At 56.4% G+C, this 26,600-nt stretch carries 26 protein-coding genes and 2 riboswitches; of the genes, 22 read left to right on the top strand and 4 right to left on the bottom strand.

All coding sequences use genetic code 11. The features are described from left to right. The first annotated feature begins 3 nt into the window (after positions 1-3). The 7 genes from QMG93_RS30325 to QMG93_RS30295 all read left to right on the top strand — a co-directional run bounded on the left by QMG93_RS30325 (position 4) and on the right by QMG93_RS30295 (position 5,839). On the top strand, positions 4-1,173 hold the full coding sequence (locus tag QMG93_RS30325; protein ID WP_281943201.1) for a DegT/DnrJ/EryC1/StrS family aminotransferase: 1,170 nt from the start codon (positions 4-6) through the stop codon (positions 1,171-1,173). Further along, positions 1,160-2,062: a UTP--glucose-1-phosphate uridylyltransferase GalU gene (gene galU / locus QMG93_RS30320; protein ID WP_281943200.1), complete on the top strand. Its 903-nt coding sequence runs from the start codon at positions 1,160-1,162 to the stop codon at positions 2,060-2,062. The genes QMG93_RS30325 and galU overlap by 14 nt, the downstream gene beginning before the upstream one ends. Before the next feature lie 4 nt (positions 2,063-2,066). Further along, the gene (tuaD, locus tag QMG93_RS30315; protein ID WP_281943198.1) at positions 2,067-3,410 is read left to right on the top strand and encodes a UDP-glucose 6-dehydrogenase TuaD; all 1,344 of its coding nucleotides are present in this window, start codon (positions 2,067-2,069) and stop codon (positions 3,408-3,410) included. After that, the gene (locus QMG93_RS30310) at positions 3,385-3,918 is read left to right on the top strand and encodes a VanZ family protein (RefSeq protein WP_309299694.1); all 534 of its coding nucleotides are present in this window, start codon (positions 3,385-3,387) and stop codon (positions 3,916-3,918) included. Before tuaD ends, QMG93_RS30310 begins: the two co-directional genes overlap by 26 nt. After that, positions 3,915-4,604, top strand: coding sequence for a hypothetical protein (locus QMG93_RS30305; protein ID WP_281943196.1), 690 nt, complete (start codon positions 3,915-3,917; stop codon positions 4,602-4,604). Before QMG93_RS30310 ends, QMG93_RS30305 begins: the two co-directional genes overlap by 4 nt. Before the next feature lie 185 nt (positions 4,605-4,789). Continuing rightward, the gene (locus QMG93_RS30300; RefSeq protein ID WP_281943194.1) at positions 4,790-5,506 is read left to right on the top strand and encodes a hypothetical protein; all 717 of its coding nucleotides are present in this window, start codon (positions 4,790-4,792) and stop codon (positions 5,504-5,506) included. Between the two features lie 135 nt (positions 5,507-5,641). Further along, entirely contained in the window at positions 5,642-5,839 is a 198-nt protein-coding gene (locus QMG93_RS30295) for a hypothetical protein (RefSeq protein WP_281943192.1), read from the top strand. A gap of 73 nt (positions 5,840-5,912) precedes the next feature. On the opposite strand, the gene QMG93_RS30290 is transcribed toward QMG93_RS30295, so the two are convergent. Then, positions 5,913-6,677, bottom strand: coding sequence for an AAA family ATPase (locus QMG93_RS30290; protein ID WP_281943190.1), 765 nt, complete (start codon positions 6,675-6,677; stop codon positions 5,913-5,915). 257 nt (positions 6,678-6,934) lie between these two features. On the opposite strand from QMG93_RS30290, the gene QMG93_RS30285 reads away from it, so the two are divergent. Continuing rightward, entirely contained in the window at positions 6,935-8,833 is a 1,899-nt protein-coding gene (locus QMG93_RS30285; protein ID WP_281943189.1) for an FAD-dependent oxidoreductase, read from the top strand. A gap of 83 nt (positions 8,834-8,916) precedes the next feature. Here the strand turns inward: QMG93_RS30285 and QMG93_RS30280 are convergent, their stop codons facing one another. After that, entirely contained in the window at positions 8,917-9,783 is an 867-nt protein-coding gene (locus QMG93_RS30280; protein WP_281943187.1) for a stalk domain-containing protein, read from the bottom strand. A gap of 5 nt (positions 9,784-9,788) precedes the next feature. After that, positions 9,789-9,943: riboswitch (cyclic di-AMP (ydaO/yuaA leader) on the bottom strand. Between the two features lie 164 nt (positions 9,944-10,107). Between QMG93_RS30280 and QMG93_RS30275 the strand changes: the two genes are divergently transcribed. The 14 genes from QMG93_RS30275 (at position 10,108) to purD (ending at position 25,328) form a co-directional block, all read left to right on the top strand. Continuing rightward, a complete protein-coding gene (locus QMG93_RS30275; protein ID WP_281943185.1) occupies positions 10,108-10,806 on the top strand; it encodes a DUF6483 family protein in 699 nt (232 codons plus the stop codon). A 114-nt stretch (positions 10,807-10,920) separates the two neighbouring features. Beyond that, positions 10,921-11,022: riboswitch (purine riboswitch) on the top strand. 159 nt (positions 11,023-11,181) lie between these two features. Next, positions 11,182-11,667 (top strand): 5-(carboxyamino)imidazole ribonucleotide mutase, encoded by a 486-nt coding sequence (gene purE / locus QMG93_RS30270; protein ID WP_281943183.1) that lies wholly within the window; start codon positions 11,182-11,184, stop codon positions 11,665-11,667. Next, positions 11,664-12,854, top strand: a complete 1,191-nt coding sequence (gene purK, locus QMG93_RS30265; protein WP_281943181.1) for a 5-(carboxyamino)imidazole ribonucleotide synthase — start codon at positions 11,664-11,666, stop codon at positions 12,852-12,854. The genes purE and purK overlap by 4 nt, the downstream gene beginning before the upstream one ends. 219 nt (positions 12,855-13,073) lie before the next feature. Then, positions 13,074-14,369 (top strand): adenylosuccinate lyase, encoded by a 1,296-nt coding sequence (purB, locus tag QMG93_RS30260; protein WP_281943179.1) that lies wholly within the window; start codon positions 13,074-13,076, stop codon positions 14,367-14,369. Positions 14,370-14,396: 27 nt separating this feature from the next. Further along, positions 14,397-15,290: a phosphoribosylaminoimidazolesuccinocarboxamide synthase gene (locus QMG93_RS30255; protein ID WP_281943178.1), complete on the top strand. Its 894-nt coding sequence runs from the start codon at positions 14,397-14,399 to the stop codon at positions 15,288-15,290. Positions 15,291-15,385: 95 nt separating this feature from the next. Beyond that, positions 15,386-15,634: a phosphoribosylformylglycinamidine synthase subunit PurS gene (purS, locus tag QMG93_RS30250; protein WP_063184372.1), complete on the top strand. Its 249-nt coding sequence runs from the start codon at positions 15,386-15,388 to the stop codon at positions 15,632-15,634. Between the two features lie 19 nt (positions 15,635-15,653). After that, positions 15,654-16,349, top strand: a complete 696-nt coding sequence (purQ, locus tag QMG93_RS30245; protein WP_281943174.1) for a phosphoribosylformylglycinamidine synthase subunit PurQ — start codon at positions 15,654-15,656, stop codon at positions 16,347-16,349. Beyond that, entirely contained in the window at positions 16,327-18,573 is a 2,247-nt protein-coding gene (gene purL / locus QMG93_RS30240; protein WP_281943172.1) for a phosphoribosylformylglycinamidine synthase subunit PurL, read from the top strand. The genes purQ and purL overlap by 23 nt, the downstream gene beginning before the upstream one ends. Further along, positions 18,555-20,093, top strand: a complete 1,539-nt coding sequence (purF, locus tag QMG93_RS30235) for an amidophosphoribosyltransferase (protein WP_281943170.1) — start codon at positions 18,555-18,557, stop codon at positions 20,091-20,093. The genes purL and purF overlap by 19 nt, the downstream gene beginning before the upstream one ends. 285 nt (positions 20,094-20,378) lie before the next feature. Further along, on the top strand, positions 20,379-21,419 hold the full coding sequence (gene purM / locus QMG93_RS30230) for a phosphoribosylformylglycinamidine cyclo-ligase (protein WP_281943168.1): 1,041 nt from the start codon (positions 20,379-20,381) through the stop codon (positions 21,417-21,419). Further along, the gene (gene purN, locus QMG93_RS30225; RefSeq protein ID WP_281943166.1) at positions 21,416-22,048 is read left to right on the top strand and encodes a phosphoribosylglycinamide formyltransferase; all 633 of its coding nucleotides are present in this window, start codon (positions 21,416-21,418) and stop codon (positions 22,046-22,048) included. The genes purM and purN overlap by 4 nt, the downstream gene beginning before the upstream one ends. Continuing rightward, positions 22,045-23,232, top strand: a complete 1,188-nt coding sequence (locus QMG93_RS30220; protein ID WP_281943164.1) for a phosphoribosylaminoimidazolecarboxamide formyltransferase — start codon at positions 22,045-22,047, stop codon at positions 23,230-23,232. Before purN ends, QMG93_RS30220 begins: the two co-directional genes overlap by 4 nt. Before the next feature lie 37 nt (positions 23,233-23,269). Beyond that, complete coding sequence (locus QMG93_RS30215; protein WP_413789359.1) at positions 23,270-24,055, top strand: IMP cyclohydrolase; 786 nt, start codon at positions 23,270-23,272, stop codon at positions 24,053-24,055. Positions 24,056-24,068: 13 nt separating this feature from the next. Then, a complete protein-coding gene (gene purD / locus QMG93_RS30210) occupies positions 24,069-25,328 on the top strand; it encodes a phosphoribosylamine--glycine ligase (RefSeq protein WP_281943160.1) in 1,260 nt (419 codons plus the stop codon). 63 nt (positions 25,329-25,391) lie between these two features. Here purD and QMG93_RS30205 read toward each other — a convergent pair whose 3' ends face one another. Continuing rightward, positions 25,392-25,523 carry a hypothetical protein gene (locus QMG93_RS30205; protein WP_281943158.1) on the bottom strand — a complete coding sequence of 44 codons (132 nt, stop codon included), beginning with the start codon at positions 25,521-25,523 and terminating at the stop codon, positions 25,392-25,394. Positions 25,524-25,622: 99 nt separating this feature from the next. Continuing rightward, a complete protein-coding gene (locus QMG93_RS30200) occupies positions 25,623-26,462 on the bottom strand; it encodes an ABC transporter ATP-binding protein (RefSeq protein WP_281943156.1) in 840 nt (279 codons plus the stop codon). Between the last annotated feature and the right edge of the window lie 138 nt (positions 26,463-26,600).

Below are 26,600 nucleotides of genomic sequence, written 5' to 3'. Positions count from 1 at the left end.
CTAATGTCGCTGAATCAAAGGATTTACCTGTCTCCCCCGCATATGGGCCAAGAAGAGCAGCAATGGGTGCAGCAAGCTTTCGCTACCAACTGGATCGCGCCGTTAGGGCCCAACGTCGATGTCTTTGAGAAAGAGATTGCCGGGTATGTCGGCGCCGGCGGAGCTTTGGCTCTTAGCTCCGGTACGGCAGCCATCCACTTGGCTCTGCGCTTGCTTCGAGTCGGCGCCGGAGATACGGTATTCTGCTCAAGCTTAACGTTTGTCGCCAGCGTGAATCCGGTGTTGTATCAAGGGGCGGAGCCGGTCTTCATCGACTCTGAGCCGGAGAGCTGGAATATGTCTCCGCAAGCGCTGGAGCGCGCGCTGTCCGAAGCCAAGCGTGCCGGGAAGCTTCCGAAGGCGGTCGTTGTCGTCAATCTGTACGGGCAAAGCGCAGATATGGACCCGCTGCTTGACTTATGCGACCAATACGGCGTTCCCGTCATCGAGGATGCCGCCGAATCGCTGGGCGCGACGTACAAAGGGCGGGCGAGCGGAACGCTGGGCAGGTTCGGGGTCTACTCGTTCAACGGCAACAAAATCATCACCACCTCCGGCGGAGGCATGTTGGTGTCGGACGATCTCGAAGCTTTGGAGAAGGCCAGATATTGGGCGACACAGGCCCGGGACCCCGCACCGCATTACGAGCACAGCGAGGTCGGGTTCAACTACCGGATGAGCAACGTGCTCGCCGGCATTGGCATCGGTCAGCTTCATATGCTTCCGGAGCGAATCGAAACGAGACGCGCCATCTTTGCGGCTTATGTCGAAGCGTTGGGTTCCATGGAGGGCGTCGAGTTTATGCCGGAGGCGTCCTTCGGTTCAGCGACCCGATGGCTAACGACGCTGACCGTCGATCCGCAAGTTGCGGGAACGACGTCGGGGGACATCATCCGGGCGTTGGCGGAGGCGAACATCGAGTCCAGACCGGTGTGGAAGCCGATGCATCTGCAACCGCTGTTCCAAGGCTGCGCCTACTATCCGCATCAGGAGGGGCACAGCGTATCCGACCGGCTGTTCGAGCAGGGAATTTGCCTGCCTTCCGGCTCCAGCCTGACCGAAACCGAGCAAGCGAAAGTGATTGAGATCGTCAAAACACTCGTATGCGGAGGTATGACTCATGAAATTGCGTAAAGCGATCATTCCTGCAGCGGGACTGGGAACGCGCTTCCTGCCTGCAACCAAAGCTCAGCCGAAAGAAATGCTGCCGATTGTGGACAAGCCGACGATTCAATACATCATCGAAGAGGCGATTGCCTCCGGGATCGAAGATATTCTGATTATTAGCGGGCGCGGAAAGCGGGCGATCGAAGATCACTTCGACAAGTCGTTCGAGCTGGAAGAGACGCTGTCGAAGAAGGGCAAGAACAAGGAGCTTGAGCAAATTCAAGCGATATCCGAGATGGCGAATATCCATTATATCCGCCAAAAAGAGCCGAAGGGTCTCGGTCACGCGATCTGGTGCGCGCGCAGCTTTGTCGGCGACGAGCCGTTTGCCGTTCTGCTCGGCGACGACATCGTGCAGTCGAACGAGCCGTGCCTGAGCCAGCTCATTCGCGTCCATTCTCGATACTCCTCCTCAGTCGTCGGCGTGCAAAAGGTGAACGACGAGGACGTGTCCAAATACGGGATCATCGCTCCTCGGGGCTCGTCGATCGAGCCGGAAGTATTCTTCCTGGATACGCTGGTCGAGAAGCCTTCGAAAAAAGCCGCTCCTTCCAACTATGCGATCATGGGCCGGTACATTTTGACGCCGGACATTTTCGATATTTTGGAGAGTCTCCCGGCCGGTGCGGGCGGCGAAATCCAGCTGACGGACGCGCTCAAGCGATTGAATGAGAAAAGGCCGGTTATCGCCTACAATTTCCAAGGAGCCCGGCATGACGTCGGGGACAAATTCGGCTTTATCAAAGCGACGCTGGACTTCGCGCTGCAGCGCGACGATTTGCGCAATGACGTGATGAACTATATCCGGACGCTGTACGAAAGCGAACCTTCATTTTATAGTAAGGTGGCGAAATAAGCTTATGCACAATATAACAGTGATTGGTACGGGATACGTCGGTCTGGTGTCGGGAACGTGCTTTGCCGAAATGGGCAACCGCATCATCTGCTGCGATGTGAACAAGGACAAAATCGCCATGCTGCAAAACGGCGAGATTCCCATCTACGAGCCGGGCTTAAAGGAGCTTGTCGCGAAGAATGTGGCGGAAAACCGCCTCTTCTTCACCTCCGAAGTCGGCGAAGCCATTGAAGATTCCGACATCATTTATATTGCGGTCGGCACGCCAATGGCGGAGAACGGCGAAGCGGATATGCGCTACGTGAAGGAAGTGGCCAAGACGATCGGCAAGCACCTGAACACGTACAAAATTATCGTCAACAAGAGTACGGTGCCGGTCGGTACGGGAGAGCTTGTGCGGACGATCGTCGCTAATAATAGGGTCAATGAGCGCATTCATTTTGACGTCGTGTCCAACCCCGAATTTCTACGCGAGGGCTCGGCGATTGCGGATTGCATGAACATGGATCGGGCGGTAATCGGGGCAACGAGTGATAAGGCGGCCAAGGTCATTGCGAAGCTGCACGAACCGCTGCAGACGAAAATTTTCATTACGGACCTGCAAAGCGCGGAGATGATCAAATATGCGGCCAACGCCTTTCTGGCCACGAAAATTTCGTTTATCAACGCCATCGCCAATCTGTGTGAACGGGTTGGGGCCGATGTGACCCAGGTGTCGGAAGGCATGGGGATGGACAGCCGGATCGGCGGGAAATTTTTGCAGGCCGGTATCGGCTACGGCGGCTCCTGCTTTCCGAAGGATACGTTTGCGCTCGCCCATATGGCGGACCAGGCCGGGTACGATTTTACGCTGCTGAAATCCGTCATCTCGACCAACGAGGCACAGCCGTTCGTTATGCTGAAGAAGCTGCAGGATTTGTTCGGCGACTATGCCGGACGGCGGATTGCGGTGCTCGGACTCGCTTTTAAACCGAATACGGACGATATGCGCTGCGCTCCGTCGCTTGTCATTATCGACGAGCTGGTGAAAAAAGGCGCGATCGTGCAAGCGTACGATCCGATCGCCATTCCGAACGCCCGGGCGCTGCTGCCTGCGGAGGTGACCTATTGTGACAGCGTCGAGGCGGCGGTGACGGATTGCGACGTCTGCCTGATTTTAACCGAGTGGGATGAAATTGCGGGCATGGATCTTGCTTCCGTTCGCAAGCTGCTGAAATATCCGTTCCTGATCGACGGGCGAAATTGTTTCTCTTTGCAGGAAATGTACGAACACGGCTTTGTTTACCATTCGGTTGGCAGGCCGGCAGTATTGACGGCTAGGAGTGAATCCCATCCGGTCAATTACTAAACTCCTTACCCTTGTTCCTGTGTTGCTGTGGACGCTGCTTATTTTTAACTTCTCTTCCCAGTCCTACCATGAGCAGAGTATACAGCCAATTTTACATAAATGGTTCACGAAGGAGGGGATGCTTAGCGTCGTACCTGAAATGACCATTCACTATCATCATTCTACGATTGAAGCCAGGAAGCAGCCGTTTGAATTTGTCGAGTTTTTGTTTCGAAAAGGTGCACATTTGTTCATGTACGCGATGCTGGCGGTTTGTGCTTTGTTCGCGTTGATTCAAGCCCGATGGAAGCTTGGCTTCAAAATGCTGCTTGCAATCATTTATGTGATTGGCATTGCTTCGGCGGATGAATGGAATCAAGCGAGAAGTGTTGAGCGTACCAGCGCAATGCAGGATATTGTATTGGATTCAATCGGCGGATTCCTTGGCTTAGTGGTTCTTATCCTATGCCTGGCGGTGTTCTGCAAAATCAGACGGAACATGACGCTACGAAGAGGGGAGGTTCCATGAAGGCGAGAATGAAAAAGGCTTTAGTAGTCGGGACGGTGGTTGTGTTGCTGCTGCTTGCCGGCGGGTATTGGGCGCTTCATATGGTGCAGGAACGGATGATGGCGGCTCTTGCGAGTCTGGCGGAAGAAGCGCCGGCGGGGAAGCGGCCGGTGAACGATCCGGAGAAGCGGACGGAACCGGCGCATCAGGTTTCAGCATCCGGGCAGCCTCCGGTATCGCAGCAGAAGCCGACGGACGCCCCGAAGTCCGCCTCCGGGCAGGATGACGTCCGGACGTCGGGCGATTCCCCGGCACCGTCGGGGAAAGCGGAGCAGGCTCAGCCGTCGGCACAAGCACCGGCCACGGTTCCGCAGGCAGCCGACAAGCCGTCCGACCCGAAGTCGGGCAGCACAGGCTATAAGGCGGAAATATCCGCAGGCAAGGCGAAGGAAGTGCAGGACCAAATTTCGCTGACCGAGCAAGTCAAAATTACAACTGTGCTGCTCAAAAAATTAGATGGAAATGATTTAAAACTATTACAAAATATGTTTGAAAAAGGCGTTTCCTTGGAGGAAAAAAGGAAAGCCAAGGCCATGATCCTGGAAAAGCTTTCGGAAGAGGAGTACGACGAGCTGATTGCGATTGCTTCGAAATACGGTTTAAGCAAGGGCAAAAGCTACGAGAAGTCTCTTCAGGAGAAAAAATGAGCTCTGCATAACTTTATAAAACTAAAGGAGAGAAAGCTATGAACAAAAGGAAAACCTTGTCGAAGTTTCTTGCGGTCGTAATCGCGGCAGCTTTGACGACACCGGTACTGTCTGCGCCGAAAGCCGAGGCGGCATCGCTTACGTTCGAGAACGAGTCGCCGCTGGTTAACTTCAACGGACCTACCGTGGTCAATCTGAACGTGTTCCTCGGAGAGCAGTTCAATCTGGACAAATGGTTCGAGACGAATTTTGGCAACTGGGGCGCTCCAAAACCGCCAAAGAAAGATAAGGAACAGGAAAGACTGGAGAGAGAGAAGCAGGAAAAGGAACGGTTAGAGAAAGAGAAGCAAGAGAAAGAGAAACAAGAGAAAGAAAAGCAGGAGAAAGAGCGGTTAGAGAAGGAAAAGCAGGAAAAAGAAAAGCAAGAGAAGGAAAAACAGGAGAAAGAGAAGCAAGAAAAAGAAAAGCAAGATAAGGAAAACGGTAAAGGCAATGGTAACGGCAACGGCAACGGAAACGGCAACGGAAATGGAAACGGGAATGGCAATGGCAATGGCAATGGTAACGGCAATGGAAAAGGTGACAAGGATAAAGAGTACAAGGAAATCACGAAAAATGCGACTCAGCAGCTCATCCATCTCCGCAATGAAAGCAAACAGGAATTGATGGGGATCGCTCTTCAGGCAGCAGCGGCAAGCAGTTCCAAGGAAAGAGCGAGGCTTTATCGCCAGGGAGAAAGCAAGTTTAACGAAAAATCAGCTCAGTTCAACGCCATTATCGACAGCGTAAGAAGCGAGCTGGAGTCTAAAGGCTTCAGCACGGATATCATCAACGAATATCAAGACGAATTTAACCAAGAAGTTCAAATGGGACAAAGCCTGCTGCAAAATCTCGTAAAATAACTATCGGGAACCGGCGATTGCCTTCGGGCGCCGCCGGTTTTTTCTGCCTCCAGCCGGAAAGCAGACGCTTTTCAGGTATGAAATGTCAGCGGAAACCGCAAAATACAAGTAGCTCACGACAAGGAGGGAATTACAATGAGCCAAGTGAATGATAATGCAGGTAACGCCGAGCTGGAGGATCTGGCCACTCATGCGGCTGGCGCTACCGACCTGCACCAGACGCGGACGACCGGTCAGGCGGTGCAGATCGATCCGCCGGTTGCCGGAAGCCCGGGGCCGATTGACCGCCGCGAGGAACGCTTCGACGTGAAGAAGAACGAAGACTCCGTTTAGCCGCAGGCCAGAAATAGGGATGGAAAGAACGAAGAACAGCGTACCGGAACAAATCGGGCCTGTTCTTTTTGCGTTATTCCTCGTCGGCAAAAAGCTCTCTAAGCATGCGTTCCCGGTTATGCAGAAATTGCTTCATAATGATATAATGATCGGTTTCTTCCACATTTATGTGCTCGATTCCATCCGCCGTCAAATAATAAGCGAGCGCGTCCGGATAGCCCATCAGAATGGGCGAATGCGTCGAGATGATGAACTGCGAGTTCTTTTTGACCAGAGCGTGGATACGGGCGAGCATGGACATTTGCTTGAGGGGAGACAACGCGGCTTCCGGCTCGTCCAAAATATACAGCCCGTTGCCCCCGAAACGGTGAAGGAAAGCCGCAAAAAACGATTCGCCGTGCGACTGCTCGTGCAGTGACTTGCCCCCGTACCAGTCGATGATTCGAGCTCCGCCCAATGGCTCGCTATCCAACTGGTCGATATTGGTCGCCAGGTTGTAGTAGGTTTCCGCCCGGAAGAAGAAGCCGTCCCTCGGCTTGCCTATTCCACGCACTAAACGGATATGCCGGTGCAGCTCCGAGTGGGATTCGTGCGTGGCGAAATTGAAATTCAAGCTGCCGCCTTCAGGATTGAAGCCCCACGCAACGGCTAGTGCTTCGAGCAGCGTGGACTTGCCCATGCCATTCTCCCCGATGATGTACGTAACCTTGGGATGGAAACGCAGGGTAGTCAGCTGCCGCAAAGCCGGGAGGTGAAACGGATACTTGGCGAAAGACGGCACGTTCTCCCGCAGCAGCTCCATGCTTCTCACGAACGGATCTTTATCGCATATCCCCATAAGCTAATGACTCCTTCCGGCTTGTTCGTTGACTCTATTATACAGAAAAGCCGACTGCCGCGTTACTGCCGTAAGCTTGGAAGTACCGGTGCAACGAACCGGATTCGCTGGACGGCATAGTTCGTCGAACTCTTTGTAAAAAATGAGGTTTTCTGGAACAAACCGCCGGTTCGACGCGTCCAATACAGCGTAAGTAGATCGAGCCGAAACGGAGTGTGAGCTTAGGGATGGCGAATCGGTCAAAAAAAGGTTTACGGATGGCAATAGGATTGGGCCTGTTGTTGGCTTTCATCATCGGAGGCGGGCTATGGTGGTACAGCCATTACAAGAGCACCGCCATGCCGGGGGAAATGAAGCCGCTGCTTCAAGTAAGCTCCGTCTCCCAGATCAAAGATGCTTATGATGTGATTGTGACCGGCACCGATCCGGAAGGCGTGGCGGCCGCCGTCTCGGCGGCGCGCAACGGCCTGTCCGTGCTGCTCGTTGACGGGCGGAACCGTGAGATTCTTGGCGGCTTGATGACGCTTGGTTGGTTGAACAGTTTGGATAACAATTATTCTCCCGAGTCTTCGCTTGTTCCGGGCAAGCATAACTTTTTGAATAAAGGGATTTTCCAGGAATGGTACGATCGCATCGAAGGTACGTCATTTGATGTTGTCACAGCTGCCAATGCGTTCTACGAGCTGGTCCGACAGGAGCCGAATATCGATCTTCTCATGAAGGTGAAGACGATGGAGCCAATTGTAACCGTCGGTCAGGACGGCATGCGCAAGGTTACCGGCGTGCAGGTGATCCGGCAGGACGGCAGCCGGCATAATGTGAAGGCCAAAGCCGTGATCGACGCGACACAGGATGCGGACATTGCCGCGGCCGCAGGCGTAGCGTTCACGATAGGGAGAGAGGACATCGGCGATCCGGAATCCCAGATGGCGGTCACGCTTGTGTTTAAGCTGAGGGGCGTTACGCAGGAGGTATGGGAATCGTTCGGCAGGCATAAGGATACCGGTATTGACCGAATGAGCGGATGGGGGTTCCCCGAAATGTGGGAGTATCCATCGAGCAACAAAGACAAGGTTCGCATGCGTGGCCTCAATATCGGGAGACAAAATGACGGGACGATTCTCATCAACGCGCTGCAAATTTTCGGCATCAATCCGCTAGACCCCGGGTCGGTCGAAGAAGCTTTTGAAATCGGAAAGAAAGAAATTCCGCTTGTGGTCGATTATATGAAGAAAAATTTCAAAGAGTTCGCTGATCTCGAACTCGCCGGAACGGCACCGGAGCTGTACGTGCGGGAAACCCGGCATATGAAGGGCATATACCGTCTGACCATGACCGACGTGCTCGATAACCGCGATCAATGGGATCGCATCGCTTTCGGCTCTTATAAAGTCGATATCCAGAGCACGAACTACCAAGACCGCGGTGCCATCATGATGAATCCGGTGCAGTATGCGATTCCGTTCCGCAGCATTTTGCCCCGCGAGGTGAGCGGGCTGTTGGTTGTGGGGCGTTCGGCGAGCTTCGATACGCTGCCCCACGGCAGCGCGCGAGTCATCCCTGTGGGCATGGCGACGGGACAGGCGGCTGGAGCCGCGGCCAAGCTGGCAGTAGACAAGGGGCTCTCGTTCCGCGAGCTTTCCGAGTCCAAGCAGGACATCGCAGCGCTGCAAGAAAGGCTAAACAAGCAAGGGATGGAGCTGAAACCACTCCGCATTCAACCTCCCGCTTATACGAAGCATAAAGCCTATGCCGGGCTGAAAGCGGCGGTGAGCATGAATTTGACTGTGGGCGGTGACAAAAACCAAGGGTTTGATTTGGACGGTGCCTCGAACGCGCAGCGGTTCGTCTACCAACTGAACGGCGTAGGGAGATTGCATTCGGCCTATTTTAAAGGAAGGGCCGCCGATTCGCTTCAGGGGATGAGCAATCCGGCTGAAGCGCCGCTTACGTTGGAGCAAGCGGCGGCTGCCCTCGGCTCGGCCATGGGCTTACCTCAGAATCCGCGGACGACCGTGCAGGAGCTGCTCGATCGGGGCGTGGTGAAGAAGGATACGGTTTCGGCCATCCAAGACCCGAAGCGGCTCACAAATGGGGAAGCCTACATGCTGATCCGCGATGTGGTCGCGAACTATGCGGGCAAAACATACGATTAATATATGTAGGAACTGAAAAAAGCAGCCGTCCCGTTATAAAGGGAATCGACTGCTTTTTTCGTTTGGATGAGAATCAAGCTTGATTATGGATTAAGTACGTATACCTGCACATTCTGCATACCGAAGAGGCTGGCTTGAGCGCGGCTTTCGGGAAGGAAAATATCGATCCTGTTGCCTTTGATCGCGCCTCCGGTATCCGTCGCTGTGGCGTACAAGCCGTTAGCGGGCAGGCCCATATAGGAGTAGCCTTTGATCAGCACCTTGGAACCGAGCGGAATGACCGAAGGATCTACGGCGATCGTTCCAAGATTCAAGGGGTTGCCCATATAATCGACTGCGCCAAATCCGCCGTTCTCTGCAGGAGATGCGGTGTAGGCTGTCGCTTTGACTTCGATCATTTTGCTGTAACCCGGTGCGGGCGCTTGGTAAGCGGCCTGAACGGCTGGGCCTGGACGATACCAAGCGGGAGCGTGATAATTGCCGTCGGCACCAAGTATCGCGATGCGGTTTTGGTTGTCCCATTGCGTCTGGATGTCGAACGAATCCGAGATCAGCCGGACCGGCACATAGACGCGGCCGTCGACGATTTCCGCGGCGCTTTCAATCTGCTCTCGCTGCCCGTTGACCGTAACCGATTTATTTCCGGTTTGCAGCGAAAGGCTGTTTTTATTGTCTTTGATTGTAACTTTGATTTCGGAACCGGCAGGCTCCCAATTCAGCTGGTAGCCGAGTTTGTCCGCGACGACGCGCGCGGGAACTTGAAGCTTGTGATTCTCATCCACAAAAGGCTGGGCATCCGGAAACTGCACCAGCTTGTCGTTCACCTGAACCTTGATATCCTCCGACAGACGCACCGGTTCATCGGCATAGGCAGCCGGAGCGCAGATGGGCAGTATCGCGGGCAGTGTGAACAGGCATGCAAGAAGCACGCTTTTTAAACCGAATTTCATATTCTGTTTTCCCTCCTGTAAGCCTCCGAGGTTAGTTGTCGGGTTCGGGAAGAGGTATGCTCCCTAGCCTTCGAACCTCGCGGTTCTGCGGCATTCACCCCAAGTAGTGCGTCCCCCGTACGTACACAAAATGTGCTGTGCGATTCGGCTTTTAAGAATTTACCACAGGCTTGTTACTGGTATCAATACATAAAATCATCCAGTAGCTGCCGGAAAATAGCAGAAGCTTTTTTTCCTCCCGGGCAGGAATGCGGTACAATAAAAGAGTGTTCGGGGGCATCAGCTGATTTGGGACGGTCTTCGTCCCGAGAAAGGAGCAGCGCCATGTATAAGCGGGATTACATATTACGGTTGATCGAACAGGCGGCGGAAACGCTGCATAAAGTGATGTTTCTTCGGCAGAATCAACAGCTGCGGGAAGCGATGGAGCTGTTGAACCAGGCGATGCGGCAGCTGCTCGGCGTCGGCTCGAAGCTGATCCATGCGCTATCGGTCAAAGATCTGCTTGCTCTGCTGTCCAAAGACGGCGAGGTCGATCAAGGGAAAGTGCTTGTATGCGGGGACATGCTCAACGCCCAGGCGGCTTTGTATGCGGACTCCGGAGAAGAGGCGGCCGCCAGAGCGACGGGGGCCAAATCGCTGGAGCTTCTGCTGACGGCCAGAGAACTGGATGCGCGCGAAGAGCTGCGCGAGGAATTCATAGACCGGATCGAGTCCGCGCTTGCCCTGGTTGGACGGGCTCCTATGTCTGCAAGCCTGCTGAAGGTGCTTATCCCATATTATGAAGCTGGCGGCCGATATGGTCAGGCGGAGGATGCGCTTTTCCATTTGCTGGACGAACTGGAGCGCATGAAGGAAACCGAGGAGCGTCTCGAACAGCTTGAATTCGGCATTCGGATGTACGAACGATGGCTGGGCTTGGATTCAGCAGTACTGGAGCAGGGCAATTTGTCGAAAGAAGAAGTAGAAGACGGGCGGAACGAGCTGATTCGCATAAAAAAACACATTTTGGAGCAAGGATAAGTCGTACGCTTTTTTGTGCGAAAATGCGAACTATTTCTGTTTTGAACAAAATAATGTTCGTCTTTTGGAGTTGACATGCGGTGTTAAAGACTGTTAAACTAAAGAGGAAGAAAGCCTTAAAAAATCGAATAGTCTCGTATAATGTCGGGAATATGGCCCGAAAGTTTCTACCCGAAAACCTTAAATTTTTGGACTACGAGTGAGCGAAGTTTCAGGGGTCGGCATAAGCATGCCAGACCTTAGCTTGCGCTTGTGGAGTATTCTTGTCGTCCTGCCGATAGACTGCGCTTGTCAGTACTATCTAATGGGCGTTTTGTTTTTTTTGCTTCTATAATATAGGGTCAAACATCGATGCGACCGACACGGAGGTTACCAATGTCTGTTCTTGTTGGAGTCATTATGGGCAGCCAGTCCGACTGGGAAACGATGAAGCATGCTTGCGACGTGCTGGACGAGCTCGAAGTGCCTTATGAAAAGAAAGTCGTCTCCGCTCACCGGACGCCCGACCTGATGTTCGAGTATGCGGCATCGGCGGCGGAACGCGGATTGAAGGTCATTATTGCGGGAGCAGGCGGCGCGGCGCATTTGCCGGGCATGGTGGCGGCGAAGACGGTACTGCCGGTGATCGGCGTGCCGGTGAAGTCATCGACGCTGAACGGCCTCGATTCGCTGCTGTCCATCGTTCAGATGCCGGGCGGCATTCCGGTCGGCACCGTGGCGATCGGCAATGCCGGAGCGACGAATGCGGGGCTGCTGGCCGCTCAAATGCTCGGAGCCTTCGATCCGGCGCTGCAGCGTAAAGTTGCGGAGCGCCGCGAAAAAATCGCGCAAACTGTGATCGAAAAGAGCGTGCTGGAATGACGCGGCAGACAGAACAAAACAGAACGTATGATCCATCGAAAGTGTTGCCCCCCGGCGCTGCGATCGGCGTGCTTGGGGGAGGGCAGCTCGGGCGGATGATGGCTTTGGCCGGAAGCGCCATGGGCTACCGGTTCGTGACGCTGGACCCGACGCCGGATTCGCCTTGCGGCCAAGTGGCCGACCGGCAAATCGTCGCGCCTTATCATGATGTCGATGCCGCCCGGCAGCTTGCGGAGCTGGCCGACGTCATCACGTACGAGTTCGAAAACGTGGACGCCGATGTGACCAAGCTGCTGATGGCCGAGTCGTACGTGCCGCAGGGCAGCAAGCTGTTGTACACGACACAGCATCGGCTGCGCGAGAAGCGGGCGATTGAAGCCGCAGGCGTCAAGGTCGCGCCGTATGCCGAAATCGGCAGCGCGGAAGAGCTGCGCGAAGCGGTACGCCGCTTCGGTACGCCGTGCGTGCTGAAGACGGCGACGGGCGGATACGACGGCAAAGGGCAGTGGGTGATCCGCTCGCTGGACGAAGTGCAGGAGGCGTACGATACGCTAAGCCGGGCCCGGACGGAGCTGGTGCTGGAGCAGTTCGTGCATTTCACGAAGGAACTGTCGGTCATCGCGGCCCGCAGTCCGCGCGGGGAGGTTAAAGCTTTTCCCGCCGCGGAAAATGTGCATGTGAACAACATTCTGCACTTGTCCATTGTACCGGCCAGAGTGCCGGAAGAGGTGCAGCGGGAAGCGGAGCGGATGGCGCTGCGGATCGCCGAGGAGCTGGATGTGATCGGCCTCATCGCCGTCGAGCTGTTCCTTACTGCGGATGGCGAGCTGTATGTCAACGAGTTGGCGCCGCGTCCGCATAATTCCGGCCACTATACGATGGAGGCATGCCGGACGTCACAGTTCGAGCAGCATGTGCGGGCGATCGCAAACCTGCCGCTTGGAGACCCGGCGCTGATGACGCCGGTCGTCATGGTCAATGTGCTGGGCGAGCATGTGCAGCCGCTGCTGGACTGGATCGTCAAGCCGGAAGCGGAGCAGGTGCCGGGCGTGACGGCGAAGGTGCATTTGTACGGGAAGCAGGAAGCCAAAGCCGGCCGCAAGATGGGCCATGTGAACTTGCTCGCGGTCTCGCATGAGGCGGCATTCGATTGGATAGAGGCTTCAAAAATATGGGACGCTATATAAATAAGAACGGTTTGGAATCAAAACCCGGTGAAAAAAAGCGGATGGAGCGGATCGTTCTGGAGAAGCGTAGCGGTCGCCTTTGTCCCTGGATTCTAACAACTTAAGGGGTTATACAATCAAAAGAATCCGGGGACAACAGCGATCGGAGGAACGATCCGCTCGCGCAGCGACTATTTCACCAAATAAAGCAAACGGATTAAAGCGGAGGATGGAGAAACCATGATCGATCGTTATACGAGACCTGAGATGGGCGGCATTTGGACGGAAGAAAACAAATTTAAGGCATGGCTCGAAGTTGAGATTCTTTCCTGCGAAGCATGGGCGGAACTGGGCGTAATCCCGAAGGAAGATGTCGTCGAGCTGCGCAAAAACGCAGGCTTCAACATCGACCGCATCTACGAAATCGAGCAGGAGACGCGCCACGATGTGATCGCCTTCACGCGTGCGGTATCCGAGACGCTCGGACCGGAGCGGAAATGGGTGCACTACGGCTTGACTTCTACGGATGTAGTCGATACGGCGCTCGGTTACTTGCTCAAGCAGGCCAACACGATTCTGGAGAAGGACCTGCTGAACTTCATCGAGATTTTGAAGGATAAGGCGGTCGCATACAAAGATACGGCGATGATGGGACGGACGCACGGCGTGCATGCCGAGCCGACGACGTTCGGGCTGAAAATGGCGCTGTGGTACGAGGAAATGAAGCGCAACCTGGAGCGTTTCCGCTTTGCGGCGGACGGCGTGCAGTTCGGCAAAATTTCCGGCGCGGTCGGCACGTACGCGAACATCGATCCGTTCGTCGAGGAATATGTGTGCGGCAAGCTCGGCACGAAGCCGGCGCCGATCTCCACGCAGACGCTGCAGCGCGACCGTCACGCGGAGTACATGGCGACGCTGGCGCTGATCGCGACCTCGCTCGACAAATTCGCGACGGAAATCCGCGCGCTGCAGAAGAGCGAATTCCGCGAGGTGGAGGAGCCGTTCGCCAAGGGGCAAAAAGGCTCGTCCGCGATGCCGCACAAGCGCAATCCGATCGGCTGCGAAAGCATCTCCGGACTGGCGCGGGTCATCCGCGGCCATATGGTTTCCGCTTACGAGAACGTGACGCTGTGGCATGAGCGCGATATTTCGCACTCCTCGGTCGAGCGGATCATTTTGCCGGATGCGACGATCCTGCTCAACTACATGCTGAACCGCCTGGGCAACATCGTGAAAAACCTGACGGTGTTCCCGGAAAACATGAAGCGCAACATGCAAAGCACGTACGGTGTGCCGTTCTCCGGCCGTGTCATGACGAAGCTGATCGACAAAGGCTTCAGCCGCGAGCAAGCGTATGATACGGTGCAGCCGCGCGCGATGCAAGCTTGGGAAGAGCAGCGTTCGTTCCGCGACATTATCGAGAATACGCCGGCGATCCGGGAGCATCTGAGCCTGGAAGAGATCGACGACGCGTTCAACCCAAGCTGGCATTTGAAGCATGTCGATACGATTTTCAAGCGTCTCGGCTTGAGCTGATCTAAACGGGGGAGGCCTGACGAAGCGATGAGTGGAACGACGACAACGGCCATTTCGAGCGCCGAGCCTTACGTGAAGGCGCCACTGCTCTACAAAGGCAAGGTCCGGGAGTTGTACGATCTCGGCGAGCACTACCTGATCGCGGTCACCGACCGCATCTCTGCGTTCGACTGGGTGCTGAGCCCGGCGGTGCCGGACAAAGGCAACGTGCTGAATTCGCTCAGCCGCTTCTGGTTCGAGCGGACGGCAGACATCCAGCCGAATCATCTGGTGCATGCCGACGTGGACCGGCTCGGGGAGCTGGTCACGGACCGCGAGATCATGAAGGACCGGTTCATGGTCACGAAAAAGGCGCAGCGGATCGACATCGAATGCGTCGTGCGCGGCTACATTACCGGCGGCGGCTGGCGGCAGTACCAGCAAACCGGCGAAGTAAACGGGCACAAGCTGCCGGCGGGTATGCGGAAAAACGAACGGTTTCCGCAGCCGATTTTCACGCCTGCCGCGAAGAACGACGTCGGCCACGACGAGGACATCTCGATCGAACGGATGACCGAGCTGGTCGGCGCGGAGTTAACGCAGCAGCTTCAAGAGAAAAGCATTCGGCTGTACGAGTTTGCGCGGGAGTTTTGCGAGGCGCGCGGCATCATCTTGGCGGATACGAAGTTCGAATTTGGTCTGATCGACGGCGAAATCATCTTGATCGACGAAATTTTTACGCCGGATTCCTCCCGCTTCTGGGACAAAAGCAAGTACGAGCTCGACATCGAGATCGACGGCATGGACAAAGAGCCGGTCCGGACGTATTTGTCCGGCACGGATTGGGACAAAAACAGCGAGCCGGACCCGCTGCCGCCGCATGTGGTGGAGGAGACTTCCCGGCGTTACCGCGATATCTATAACCGTTTGGTGCAAGGGTAAGCTGGCTTGCCGGGGCGGCAAGCTGCCGCTCCGCGGATAACGCGCTTCAGGATAGGCCTAAAATGATTAACTTAATGTGGGAGGTACTTTTCCTAATGTTCAAAGCAACGGTATACGTAACGATCAAGCAAAGCGTTCTGGATGTGCAAGGAACCGCCGTACAGGGTGCGCTCCACTCGATGGGCTTCGACGAAGTGGACAAGGTGAGAATCGGTAAATATTTGGAAGTGGAACTGAACACAAACGACCGGGCTGCGGCGGAAGAGCGGTTGAAAGCGATGTGCGAGAAGCTGCTCGCGAACACCGTGATCGAGGATTACCGTTTCGAGCTGGTACAGGGTTAATCAAAAGGAGGCGCGCGTGATGAATTTCGCGGTGTTGGTATTCCCCGGCTCCAACTGCGATATCGACTGCTACAAAGCGGTAGAGGATACGATCGGACAGCCAGTGGATTACGTATGGCATACGGAAACGGACTTATCGAAATATGATTGTATTCTTATTCCCGGCGGCTTCTCGTACGGCGACTACCTGCGCTGCGGCGCGATAGCCCGTTTTGCCCCGGTGATGAGCGCTTTGGTGAAAGCGGCAGAGGAAGGAAAATACATTCTGGGTATTTGCAATGGTTTCCAGATTTTGCTGGAATCGGGTTTGCTTCCAGGAGGCATGCTGCGCAACCGGTCGCTCAAATTTCGCTGCCACGCAGCCATGCTGCAGGTGGAAAATACGAATACGCCGTTTACTTCGGACTATACAAAGGGCGAGCTGATCAACATTCCGATCGCCCACGGCGAAGGCAACTATTATTGCGACGAGGCGACGCTGACGGAGCTGAAAGCGAACAACCAGATCGTGTTCCGTTACGAAGCCGGTAACAACCCGAACGGCTCGGTCGACGATATTGCCGGAATTTGCAACCGGGCGGGCAACGTGCTGGGCATGATGCCGCATCCGGAGCGGGCGGTGCACGAGCTGCTCGGCTCGGCGGACGGACGGAAGATGTTTACATCGATTTTGAGCACCTGGAGGGAGAAGCATGGCGCAGCAGCTATCGGCTAAGGAACCAACGGCAGAGCAAATTGCCGAGCAGCAGATTTACAAGCAGTTCGGCGTATCGGATGCGGAGTATGACAAAATTTGCGGGTTTTTGGGCCGGAAGCCGAACTACGTCGAGATCGGCGTGTTCAGCGTCATGTGGTCCGAGCACTGCTCCTATAAAAACTCGAAGGCGGTTCTCCGCAAATTCCCGACAAGCGGACCGCGCGTCCTGATGGGACCGGGCGAGGGTGCGGGCATCGTCGATATCGGCGACAACCAAGCGGTTGTGTTCAAAATCGAAAGCCATAACCATCCTTCGGCAGTCGAGCCTTACCAAGGCGCAGCGACGGGAGTCGGCGGCATTATCCGCGATATTTTCTCGATGGGCGCACGCCCGGTGGCGGTATTGAACAGCTTGCGTTTCGGACGTCTCAGCAATGATCGCGTCAAATATTTGTTCGAGCACGTCGTTTCGGGGATTGCCGGGTACGGGAACTGTATCGGCATTCCGACAGTCGGCGGCGAAGTCATGTTCGACGAGAGCTATGAAGGTAACCCGCTCGTCAATGCGATGTGTGTCGGCCTCATCGATCACGACAAGATCCAGAAGGGCGTCGCCAAAGGCGTCGGCAACCCGGTCTTCTACGTCGGCCCGGCGACGGGACGCGACGGCATTCACGGCGCGACGTTCGCCTCCGAAGATTTGACGGCGGAGTCCGAAGCGAAGCGTTCGGCGGTGCAGGTCGGCGATCCGTTTATGGAAAAGCTGGTACTGGAAGCGTGCCTGGAGCTGATTGATTCCGGCATCGTCGTCGGCATTCAGGATATGGGCGCCGCAGGCTTGACCTGCTCCAGCTCGGAGATGGCAAGCAAGGCCGGCAACGGCATGGAGCTGTATCTGGACGAGGTACCGCAGCGCGAGGAAGGCATGACGCCTTACGAGATGATGCTGTCGGAATCGCAGGAGCGGATGCTGTTCGTGGTGAAGCCGGAGCACGAGGCTCAGGCCAAAGCGATTTTCGAGCGTTGGGGGCTGCACTGCGCGAAGGTCGGCAAAGTGACCGACGACGGCAACCTGAAGCTGTATCATAAGGGCGAGCTGGTTGGCGATATGCCAGTCAAAGCGCTCGTAGATGATTGCCCGATGTATCATAAGCCTTCCGCGGTACCGGCTTATTATGAAGAGAACGGCAAGATCGATACGCTTCGTTACCCGGAAGTGACGGATTTGAACGGCGCGCTCAAGCAGGTGCTGGCTTCCCCTACGGTAGCAAACAAAGAATGGATTTATAACCAATACGATTATATGGTGCGTACCAGCACGGCGGTTCAGCCGGGCTCCGACGCGGCGGTCGTGACGATTCGCGGCTCCCGCAAGGCGCTGTCCATGTCCACGGACTGCAACGGACGTTTTGTATACCTCGATCCCGAAGTTGGCGGCCGCATCGCCGTGGCGGAAGCGGCGCGCAACAACGTTTGCTCCGGCGCGGAGCCGCTGGCAATTACGGACAACCTGAACTTCGGCAGCCCGGAGAAGCCGGAAATTTTCTGGCAGCTGGAGAAATCCGTCGACGGCATGGCCGAAGCTTGCCGCAAGCTGAATACGCCGGTCATCGGCGGCAACGTCAGCTTGTACAACGAGAACGCCAAAGGCGGGATTTATCCGACGCCGGTCGTCGGAATGGTCGGCTTGGTGCATGACACCGACCATATTACGACGCAGGGCTTCAAGCGCGAAGGCGACGTGATCCTGCTGCTCGGCCAGACGAAAGCGGAGCTGGGCGGCAGCGAGTTCCAATATATCGTGCACGGCGTAACGGAAGGCCGTCCGCCGCAAATCGATCTGGACGTGGAAAAAACGCTGCTGGATGCGGTACTGACCGCGATTCAGCAAGGGCTTGTCGCATCGGCGCACGACCTGTCCGAAGGCGGGCTGGCTGTCGCGCTGGCCGAGAGCTGCATGAGCGGCCGTCTCGGTGCGAAGGTGAACTTCGCAACGGAGCTGCGCCCGGATATTGCGCTGTTCAGCGAGAGCCAATCCCGCCTTCTGCTAAGCGCCGCTCCGGACAAAGCCGAAGCGCTGCAAAAGCTTCTGGCAGAGCGCGGCGTGCCGATGCAAGCGCTCGGTACGGTCGGCGGCAGCTCGCTCCAACTTCAAGTCAATGGAACACCGGTTATTGATGCATCTGTGACGGAACTAGAAAAGGTTTGGAAGGATGCGATTCCATGTCTGATGAACAGTTGATCGGCGGACAGGGACAAGAGGCAGCGAAAATCGTTCGTTCGGGTTCCGGAGCGGCTGTGCCGCTCTGGACCGGACGCTACTATAACGAAGGCCATACCGGCCAAGACAGCATTATGGACAAGCTGGGGGAAGAGTGCGGAGTTTTCGGCGTATTCGGGCATTCCGAAGCCGCTTCGCTCTCGTACTACGGCCTCCATGCGCTGCAGCACCGCGGACAGGAAAGCGCGGGCATCTGCGTAGCGAACGGCGAGTCGTTTCATTATCACCGTGGCATGGGGCTTGTGAAGGAAGTATTCAACAACGACAACCTCGCCCCCATGACCGGGAGCGCTTCGATCGGACACGTGCGTTATTCGACGTCGGGCGAAAGCAAACTGGCCAATGCGCAGCCGCTCGTGTTCAAATACCGCGGAGGCGATCTGGCGATTGCTACGAACGGCAACTTGACCAATGCGCCGGAAATCAAGGAGCAGCTGGAAAAAGAAGGGTCTATTTTCCAAACGACCAGCGATACGGAAGTCGTAGCGCACTTGATCGCCCGGTCGAAGCAGAACGATATCGTCTCCGCCGTGAAGGAGACGCTGCTCCGGGTAGAGGGCGCGTATGCGTTTATGTTTTTGACGAAGGACAAGCTGATCGTCGCGCGCGACCCGCATGGCCTGCGGCCTTTTGTGATAGGCCGTCTTGGCAACGCGTGGCTGTTTGCTTCCGAATCCTGTGCATTCGACACGGTCGGCGGCAAGTATTACCGCGACGTTGAGCCGGGCGAGCTGCTGGTGCTGGACTTCAAAACCGGCGCAGTGACGGAAGACCGGTTCTCGCCGATCAAGCAGCGCGCGATCTGCGCGATGGAATACATTTATTTCGCCCGGCCGGACAGCGACATTGACGAGACGAATATCCATTCCGCGCGCAAGCGGATGGGACGCCAGCTGGCGATCGAAGCGTTCGTCGATGCCGACATTGTCACCGGGGTACCGGATTCCAGTATTTCCGCCGCGATCGGCTACGCGGAGCAGACGGGCATTCCGTACGAGCTCGGCCTGATCAAAAACCGTTACACCGGCCGGACGTTCATCCAGCCGAGCCAGGAGCTGCGCGAGCAGGGCGTCAAGATGAAGCTGTCGGCGGTGCGCAGCATCGTCGAAGGCAAACGCGTCGTCATGATCGACGACTCGATCGTGCGCGGCACGACCTCGCTGCGCATCGTTAACCTGCTGCGCGAGGCCGGCGCGAAGGAAGTGCACGTACGCATCAGCTCGCCGCCGTTCGCGAATCCGTGCTTCTACGGAATCGACACGCCGAGCCGCCAGGAACTGATCGCCGCGGTAAAATCGGTGGAAGAAATCCGCGAGGCGATCAATGCCGACTCGCTGCATTTTCTCAGCCACGAGGGGCTGCTCACGGCCATCGGCCGTCCGAACGTGGAAGTCAACCGCGGGCTATGCACGGCCTGCTTCGACAACCGCTATCCGACGCCGGTTCCCGACGAAGCCGCCCTTGGTTGCGGCTGCGATTGATTGCGGCGAGGCCGCTCGCAAGCTTTTGACCTAACCCGGCGGTCCCGGGCTGCCCGGACCGCCTTTTTACGATAGCGCAGATTTTCCTGCGCAAAATTTTTGACGGAGCGCTTAGGCGGAGGTTCGTGTGTCTGCCGGAGAGTTTACGTGCCGCCTTTGAAAACGGGTTATTTCCACTGCTAATATCAATGAAGATAACCCGTTTTCAAGAGCGGCCGCAGGCAGACAGCACGAACTGGAGCCGGAACAAGCGCAGCCAACCACTTTTGGGGAGGAACAATCCAAGTGTCCGATGCATATAAACAAGCCGGTGTCGATATCGCGGCCGGCAACGAAGCGGTAGAGCGCATGAAGAAGCACGTCAAGACGACCTTCCGTCCGGAAGTGCTAACAGACCTCGGCGGCTTCGGCGCGCTGTTCGGCCTGAACAAGGACAAATACGAAGAGCCGGTGCTCGTTTCCGGTACGGACGGTGTCGGCACGAAGCTGAAAATCGCTTTTGCGATGGACAAGCACGACACCATCGGCATCGATGCCGTGGCAATGTGCGTGAACGATATTGTCGTGCAGGGCGCGGAGCCGCTCTTTTTCCTCGATTATCTCGCCTGCGACAAGGTCATTCCGGAGAAAATCGAAGCGATCGTTAAAGGTATCAGCGACGGCTGCGTGCAGTCGGGCTGCGCGCTGATCGGCGGCGAAACGGCGGAAATGCCGGGCATGTACAGCGAGGGCGAGTACGATATCGCGGGTTTTACGGTCGGCATCGTCGACAAGAAGAAGATCATCGACGGCTCCACGATCCGTCCGGGCGACGTCGTCCTTGGTCTCGCTTCGAGCGGCGTTCACAGCAACGGTTTCTCGCTGGTGCGCAAGCTGCTGCTGGAAGACAAAGGCTACGCCTTGCACGATACGATCGACGAGTTGGACGGCCGTCTGGGCGACACACTGCTCGTTCCGACGAAGCTTTATGTCAAACCGGTGCTGGCGGTGCTCGAAGAGGTATCGATTAAAGGAATGGCGCACATTACAGGCGGCGGCTTCTTGGAGAACATTCCGCGCGTGCTGCCGGAGGGCGTCAACGTCGAGATCGATTACGGCTCCTGGCCGATTTTGCCGATTTTCCAGTTGATGCAGCGGGAAGGCGGCATCAGCAACAACGATATGTTCCGGACGTTCAACATGGGGATTGGCATGGTCGTCATCGTGGCGGAGGAGCAGGCGGCACAGGCTGCCGAGCTGTTCGCGCAGCATGGCGAGAAAGCTTATACGCTCGGCCGTGTAACGGCAGGGGAGCGTAAAGTTACGTTTACCGGGGCGGTTGTATGAGAACCGAACCGTTGCGTATTGCCGTATTTGCCTCGGGTAGCGGAAGTAACTTCCAGGCGATTGCGGATGCGGCAATGGTAGGCCGGCTCGATGCGCGCATCGAGCTTTTGGTCTGTGACCGGCCAAATGCAGGGGTAGTTGAACGGGCCAAGCAGGCCGGCGTGCCTGTTCATACGTTTCGTCCGAAAGACTACGATTCGCGCGAAACGTATGAGCGGGAAATTTTGACGATGCTACAGCAAAAGCAAGTCGAGCTTGTCGTTCTTGCAGGGTATATGCGCATCGTGACCAAGGTGCTGGTGGACGCGTATTGGGGGCGCATGCTGAATATTCACCCTTCGCTGCTGCCATCGTTCCCGGGTCTCGATGCCGTTGGGCAAGCGCTGCGGCACGGAGTCAAGGTGACCGGCGTGACCGTTCATCTTGTCGACGGGGGCCTAGACAGCGGGCCGATCCTGGCACAGCGTGCCTTGGATATTGAACTCGGCGATACGGAGGCTTCCGTCGCCGAGCGGATTCACCGCATCGAGCACCGATTGTACCCCGAAGTGATACAGGCAATTGCCACGGGAAGCATCTGCTTGGAGGATGCCGCCAACAAACCTAAGGAGGACGGGACCGCACCATGAGCCAAACGACGAATCAAACGCAAGTATTGGAGCTCCGTTACGGAATGAACCCGCATCAAAAGCAAGCGAAGCTGATCGGGGAAGGAACGCTGCCGATCAAAGTAGTGAACGGCGACCCTGGCTTCATCAATCTGCTGGATGCTTTTAACGGCTTCCAGCTCGCTCGGGAGCTGCGCCGCGCAACGGGGCTGCCTGCCGCTGCCTCGTTCAAGCATGTAAGCCCGGCCGGAGCAGCCGTAGCTGCGCCACTGACGCCCGAGCTGAAGAAAGCTTACTTCGTAGAAGGCTTGGAGCTGTCGCCGCTCGCGACCGCCTATGCACGGGCCCGCGGTGCCGACCGCATGTCCTCGTTCGGCGATGCCGCCGCGCTCAGCGATATTGTGGACGCCTCGACGGCGCAGCTGTTGAAGCGGGAAGTATCCGACTTGGTCGTGGCCCCGGGATATACCGACGAAGCGCTGGAGATTCTCCGCGCCAAGAAAAACGGCGGCTACCTGATTCTCCAAATCGATCCGGATTATGTTCCGAATCCGGTCGAAGCCCGTACACTGTTCGGCATGACGCTGCAGCAGGAACGCAATGATGCCGTCATCGACGAAACGGCGCTGGAACGCATCGTTACGGACAACAAAGAGCTTCCGGAGTACGCGAAACGCGATCTTCTTATTGCACTCGTGACGCTGAAATATACGCAATCCAACTCGATCTGCTATACGTTAGACGGTCAAACCATCGGGATCGGCGCCGGCCAGCAATCGCGCATTCACTGTACCCGTCTGGCCGGAGACAAAGCGGACCGCTGGTTCCTTCGCCAGCACCCGACGGCGCTGAACATGCCTTTCCGTCAAGGGCTCTCCCGCGCGGAGCAAAACAACGCCATCGATCTGTGGCTGGAAGAAGAGCTGACACCGGTGGAGCAGGCGGCTTGGGAAGCTTGCTTCGAGCAAGTGCCGGCGCGTCTGACGCGCGAAGAGAAACGCGAATGGCTGAATAAGCTGCAGGGCGTTTCCTACGGCTCCGACGCCTTCCTGCCGTTCCGCGACAACCTAGACCGTGCCAGCCGCAGCGGCGTCAAATACGTCGTGCAGGCAGGCAGCTCGATGCGCGACGAAGAAGTCGTGAAAGCGGCCAACGATTACGGCATGGTGATGGCTTATTCGGGAGTCCGTTTGTTCCACCATTAAGAAACGAAGCAGGCATTGCGCAATAATGCCCAAGCTTATGCTTACGAAGCGAGCATTGCTTCGCAATGCTCTGAGGAGGAATACTCAAGTGTCGACGAACAGAGCCGCGCAAGCGGAGCAATATTTTCAAAGTTTGCGGCAAAATGTGTACCCGGGCCGCGGCATCGTGATCGGGCAGACGCCGGACGGCACCCGACTCGTGCAGGTGTATTGGATCATGGGGCGCAGCGAGAACAGCCGCAATCGCGTATTTATTCAGGAGGACAACGGATTTGTCCGCACCGAAGCGAAGAACCCGGCGAAGCTCACCGATCCGTCGCTCATCATCTACTACCCGGTGAAGCACGCGAACGGCGCGCATATCGTCACGAACGGCGATCAGACCGATACGATTCATGAGGCGCTGCTTTCCGGCAGCACGTTCGAAGCCGCGCTGGCCACCCGGACGTACGAGCCGGACGCACCGAACTTTACGCCGCGAATCAGCGGTTTGATCGATGTGAACGACGGGCAATTTGCCTATAAGCTCTCGATCCTGAAATCGAGCGGCAATACGGAGGATCAGACCCTTCGTCATACGTATACGTACGAGAAGGCGCTGCCGGGCTACGGTCACTGTATTCATACGTATGCCGGCGACGGGAACCCGCTGCCTTCGTTCCAGGGCGAACCGGCGCTTGTCCCGATTGCCGGCGACGACGTACGGCAGATCGCGGATGCCTATTGGCAGGCGCTGAACGACGAGAACCGCATCTCGCTGCTCGTCAAAACGGTACGGATCGGAAGCGGAGAAACCGAGCTGCTGATCGTCAACAAAGAATAGGAGGAGCCTGAACGTGCGGATACTGGTTGTAGGCGGCGGCGGCCGCGAGCATGCGATATGCTGGGCGCTGAAGAAAAGCCCCAAAGTCACGGAGCTGTACTGTGCGCCGGGGAACGGGGGCATCGCGTCGGTAGCCGAATGCGTCCCGATTCAAGTGAACCAATTCGAGGAGATTGCGCAGTTTGCCATCGACCATACGATCGATCTGGTCGTCATCGGCCCGGACGATCCGCTGTCGGAGGGCATCGTCGATCACTTGGAAGCGAAAGGTTTGACCGTGTTCGGCCCCCGCCAAAATGCGGCGATTATCGAAGGCAGCAAAGTATTCACCAAGCAGTTGCTGAGAAAATATAACATTCCGACGGCCGCTTACGAATCGTTCGAGCGGTACGAGGATGCGGTCGCTTATCTGCGCCGGCAGCAAGCGCCTATCGTCATTAAAGCGGACGGCCTCGCGGCAGGCAAAGGGGTCGTCGTGGCGCAGACGCTGGACGAAGCGGAAAAAGCGCTGCACGACATTATGGTCGCCAAAGTGTTCGGCGAATCCGGCAATCAGGTCGTGATTGAGGAGTTCCTTACCGGACAGGAAATGTCGATTCTTTCTTTCGTCGACGGCGAAACGGTATGCCCGATGGTTCCTGCACAGGACCATAAGGCCGTTTACGATAACGACAAGGGACCGAACACCGGCGGAATGGGCACCTACAGCCCGCTGCCGCACATCCCGCAAGCCGTGATCGACGAATCGATCGAGACGATCATTAAGCCGACGGCCAAAGCGATGGTTGCCGAAGGGCGGCCGTTCCGCGGCGTATTATTCGCCGGCCTGATGCTGACACCGAACGGACCGAAGACGATCGAGTTCAACGCCCGCTTCGGCGACCCTGAGACGCAGGTCGTGCTGCCGCGGCTGAAAACCGATTTGCTGGACATTTTCCTCGCTGCGGTCAACGGAAGGCTGGATCAGATGGAGATCGAGTGGAGCGAGGAAGCGGCCGTTTGCGTCATTTTAGCGTCCGAAGGCTATCCTGCCTCGTATCCGAAAGGACTTCCGATCGAAGGCTTGGAGGACGTGCAAGATTCGATCGTATTCCACGCAGGAACGGCCATCAAGGACGGCGGAGTCGTGACCAACGGCGGCCGCGTGCTCGGCGTAACTGCGCTTGGCCGCGATATTGCCGAGGCCCGCGCCAAAGCTTATGCGGATGCCGATCGCATCCGTTTCCAAGGCAAGCACAATCGTACGGACATTGCGAAGAAAGCGCTCGTGTAAATACGAACCGGGGTAAGGAAACGATTCCTTTGCCCCGGTTTTTTGCGTGCGGCGAAGCCTTGCCTACTTGCGTCCGCTTCCTTTAATCATGATTTTGTCCCAATTTCGATAAACGTAAAAAACAGCCCCTATCGCTCCGACTACCAAAATACCCGACAGCCAATAGTTATGCACGTAATAGGAAAAAGCGCGCAAGGCTATTCCTCCCTGTCTATTTTCGAATTAGTGTTCCCTAATCGCGGAAAAAATAAAGCGCCTGACTCCTTTTGCAGGAGAGGCGCTTATTCGGTATCTTTAATACTTCCCGGCCACTGCGAGCTTTGGAGCCGCCGTTTGGGCTGCCAGAGGCTGCTTGCCTCTGCCGAAAGGAACGACCATCGGTGTGCCGAACAGCGGGTCCTCGACGATCCGCGATTCGAGCTCGAACACGCTGCGGATCAAGTCTTCGTTGACGATATCCTGCGGTCGGCCTTCGGCCCAGACTTTACGGTCTTTGATGGCTACGATGTTATGCGCATAGCGGCAGGCAAGGTTAATGTCATGAAGTACCATGACGATGGTGCGCTGCTCGCTTTCGTTCAGCTCATACAGCAGATCGAGCACTTCGATTTGGTGCGCCAGATCAAGGTACGTCGTCGGTTCGTCGAGCAGAATCGTCGGCGTGCCTTGGGCCAGCGTCATGGCGATCCAGGCCCGCTGGCGCTGGCCGCCGGACAAGGAATCGACCGTACGCTCGGCGAGCGGCTTCATGTGCGTCAGCTCAAGTGCGCGCTGCACCATGGCTTCGTCTTCCTTGGACCACTGCTGGAGCCAGTTTTGATACGGGTAGCGGCCTTGCTTGACAAGCTGAAGCACCGTCAAACCTTCCGGAGCCGCGGGGCCTTGCGGAAGAATCGCCATGCGTCTGGCGACTTCCTTGGTGGACATCGTCGCGATGTTGCTGCCGTCGAGCACCACTTGTCCGCTTTGCGGCTTGAGCAGCCGGGCCAGAGAGCGGAGCAGGGTCGATTTGCCGCAGCCGTTGCCGCCGATAAACACCGTTATTTTTCCTTTCGGAATTTTGATGTTCAGCTCTTGAAAAATGCACGTATCCCCATAACAGAGGCACAGGTCGTTCGATTGGATGGCAGTCATAAAATCTTCTCCTTCGGTCTCGAAGCTCGGCGATAATCAGACATGGCGCAGATGGAACGGTGTCGACAGGCCGGGCTTCTCTGTTTTACATGGTGTCCGTGACAAGGCTTCGCATCGATATCGACAGGTTGATAACAA

It is taken from the genome of Paenibacillus tyrphae (assembly GCF_027925525.1).
In the GTDB taxonomy this organism is placed as follows: domain Bacteria; phylum Bacillota; class Bacilli; order Paenibacillales; family NBRC-103111; genus Paenibacillus_G; species Paenibacillus_G tyrfis_B.
Note: the sequence above shows the minus strand (reverse complement) of the source record. Positions and strands in the feature narration are given on the sequence as shown.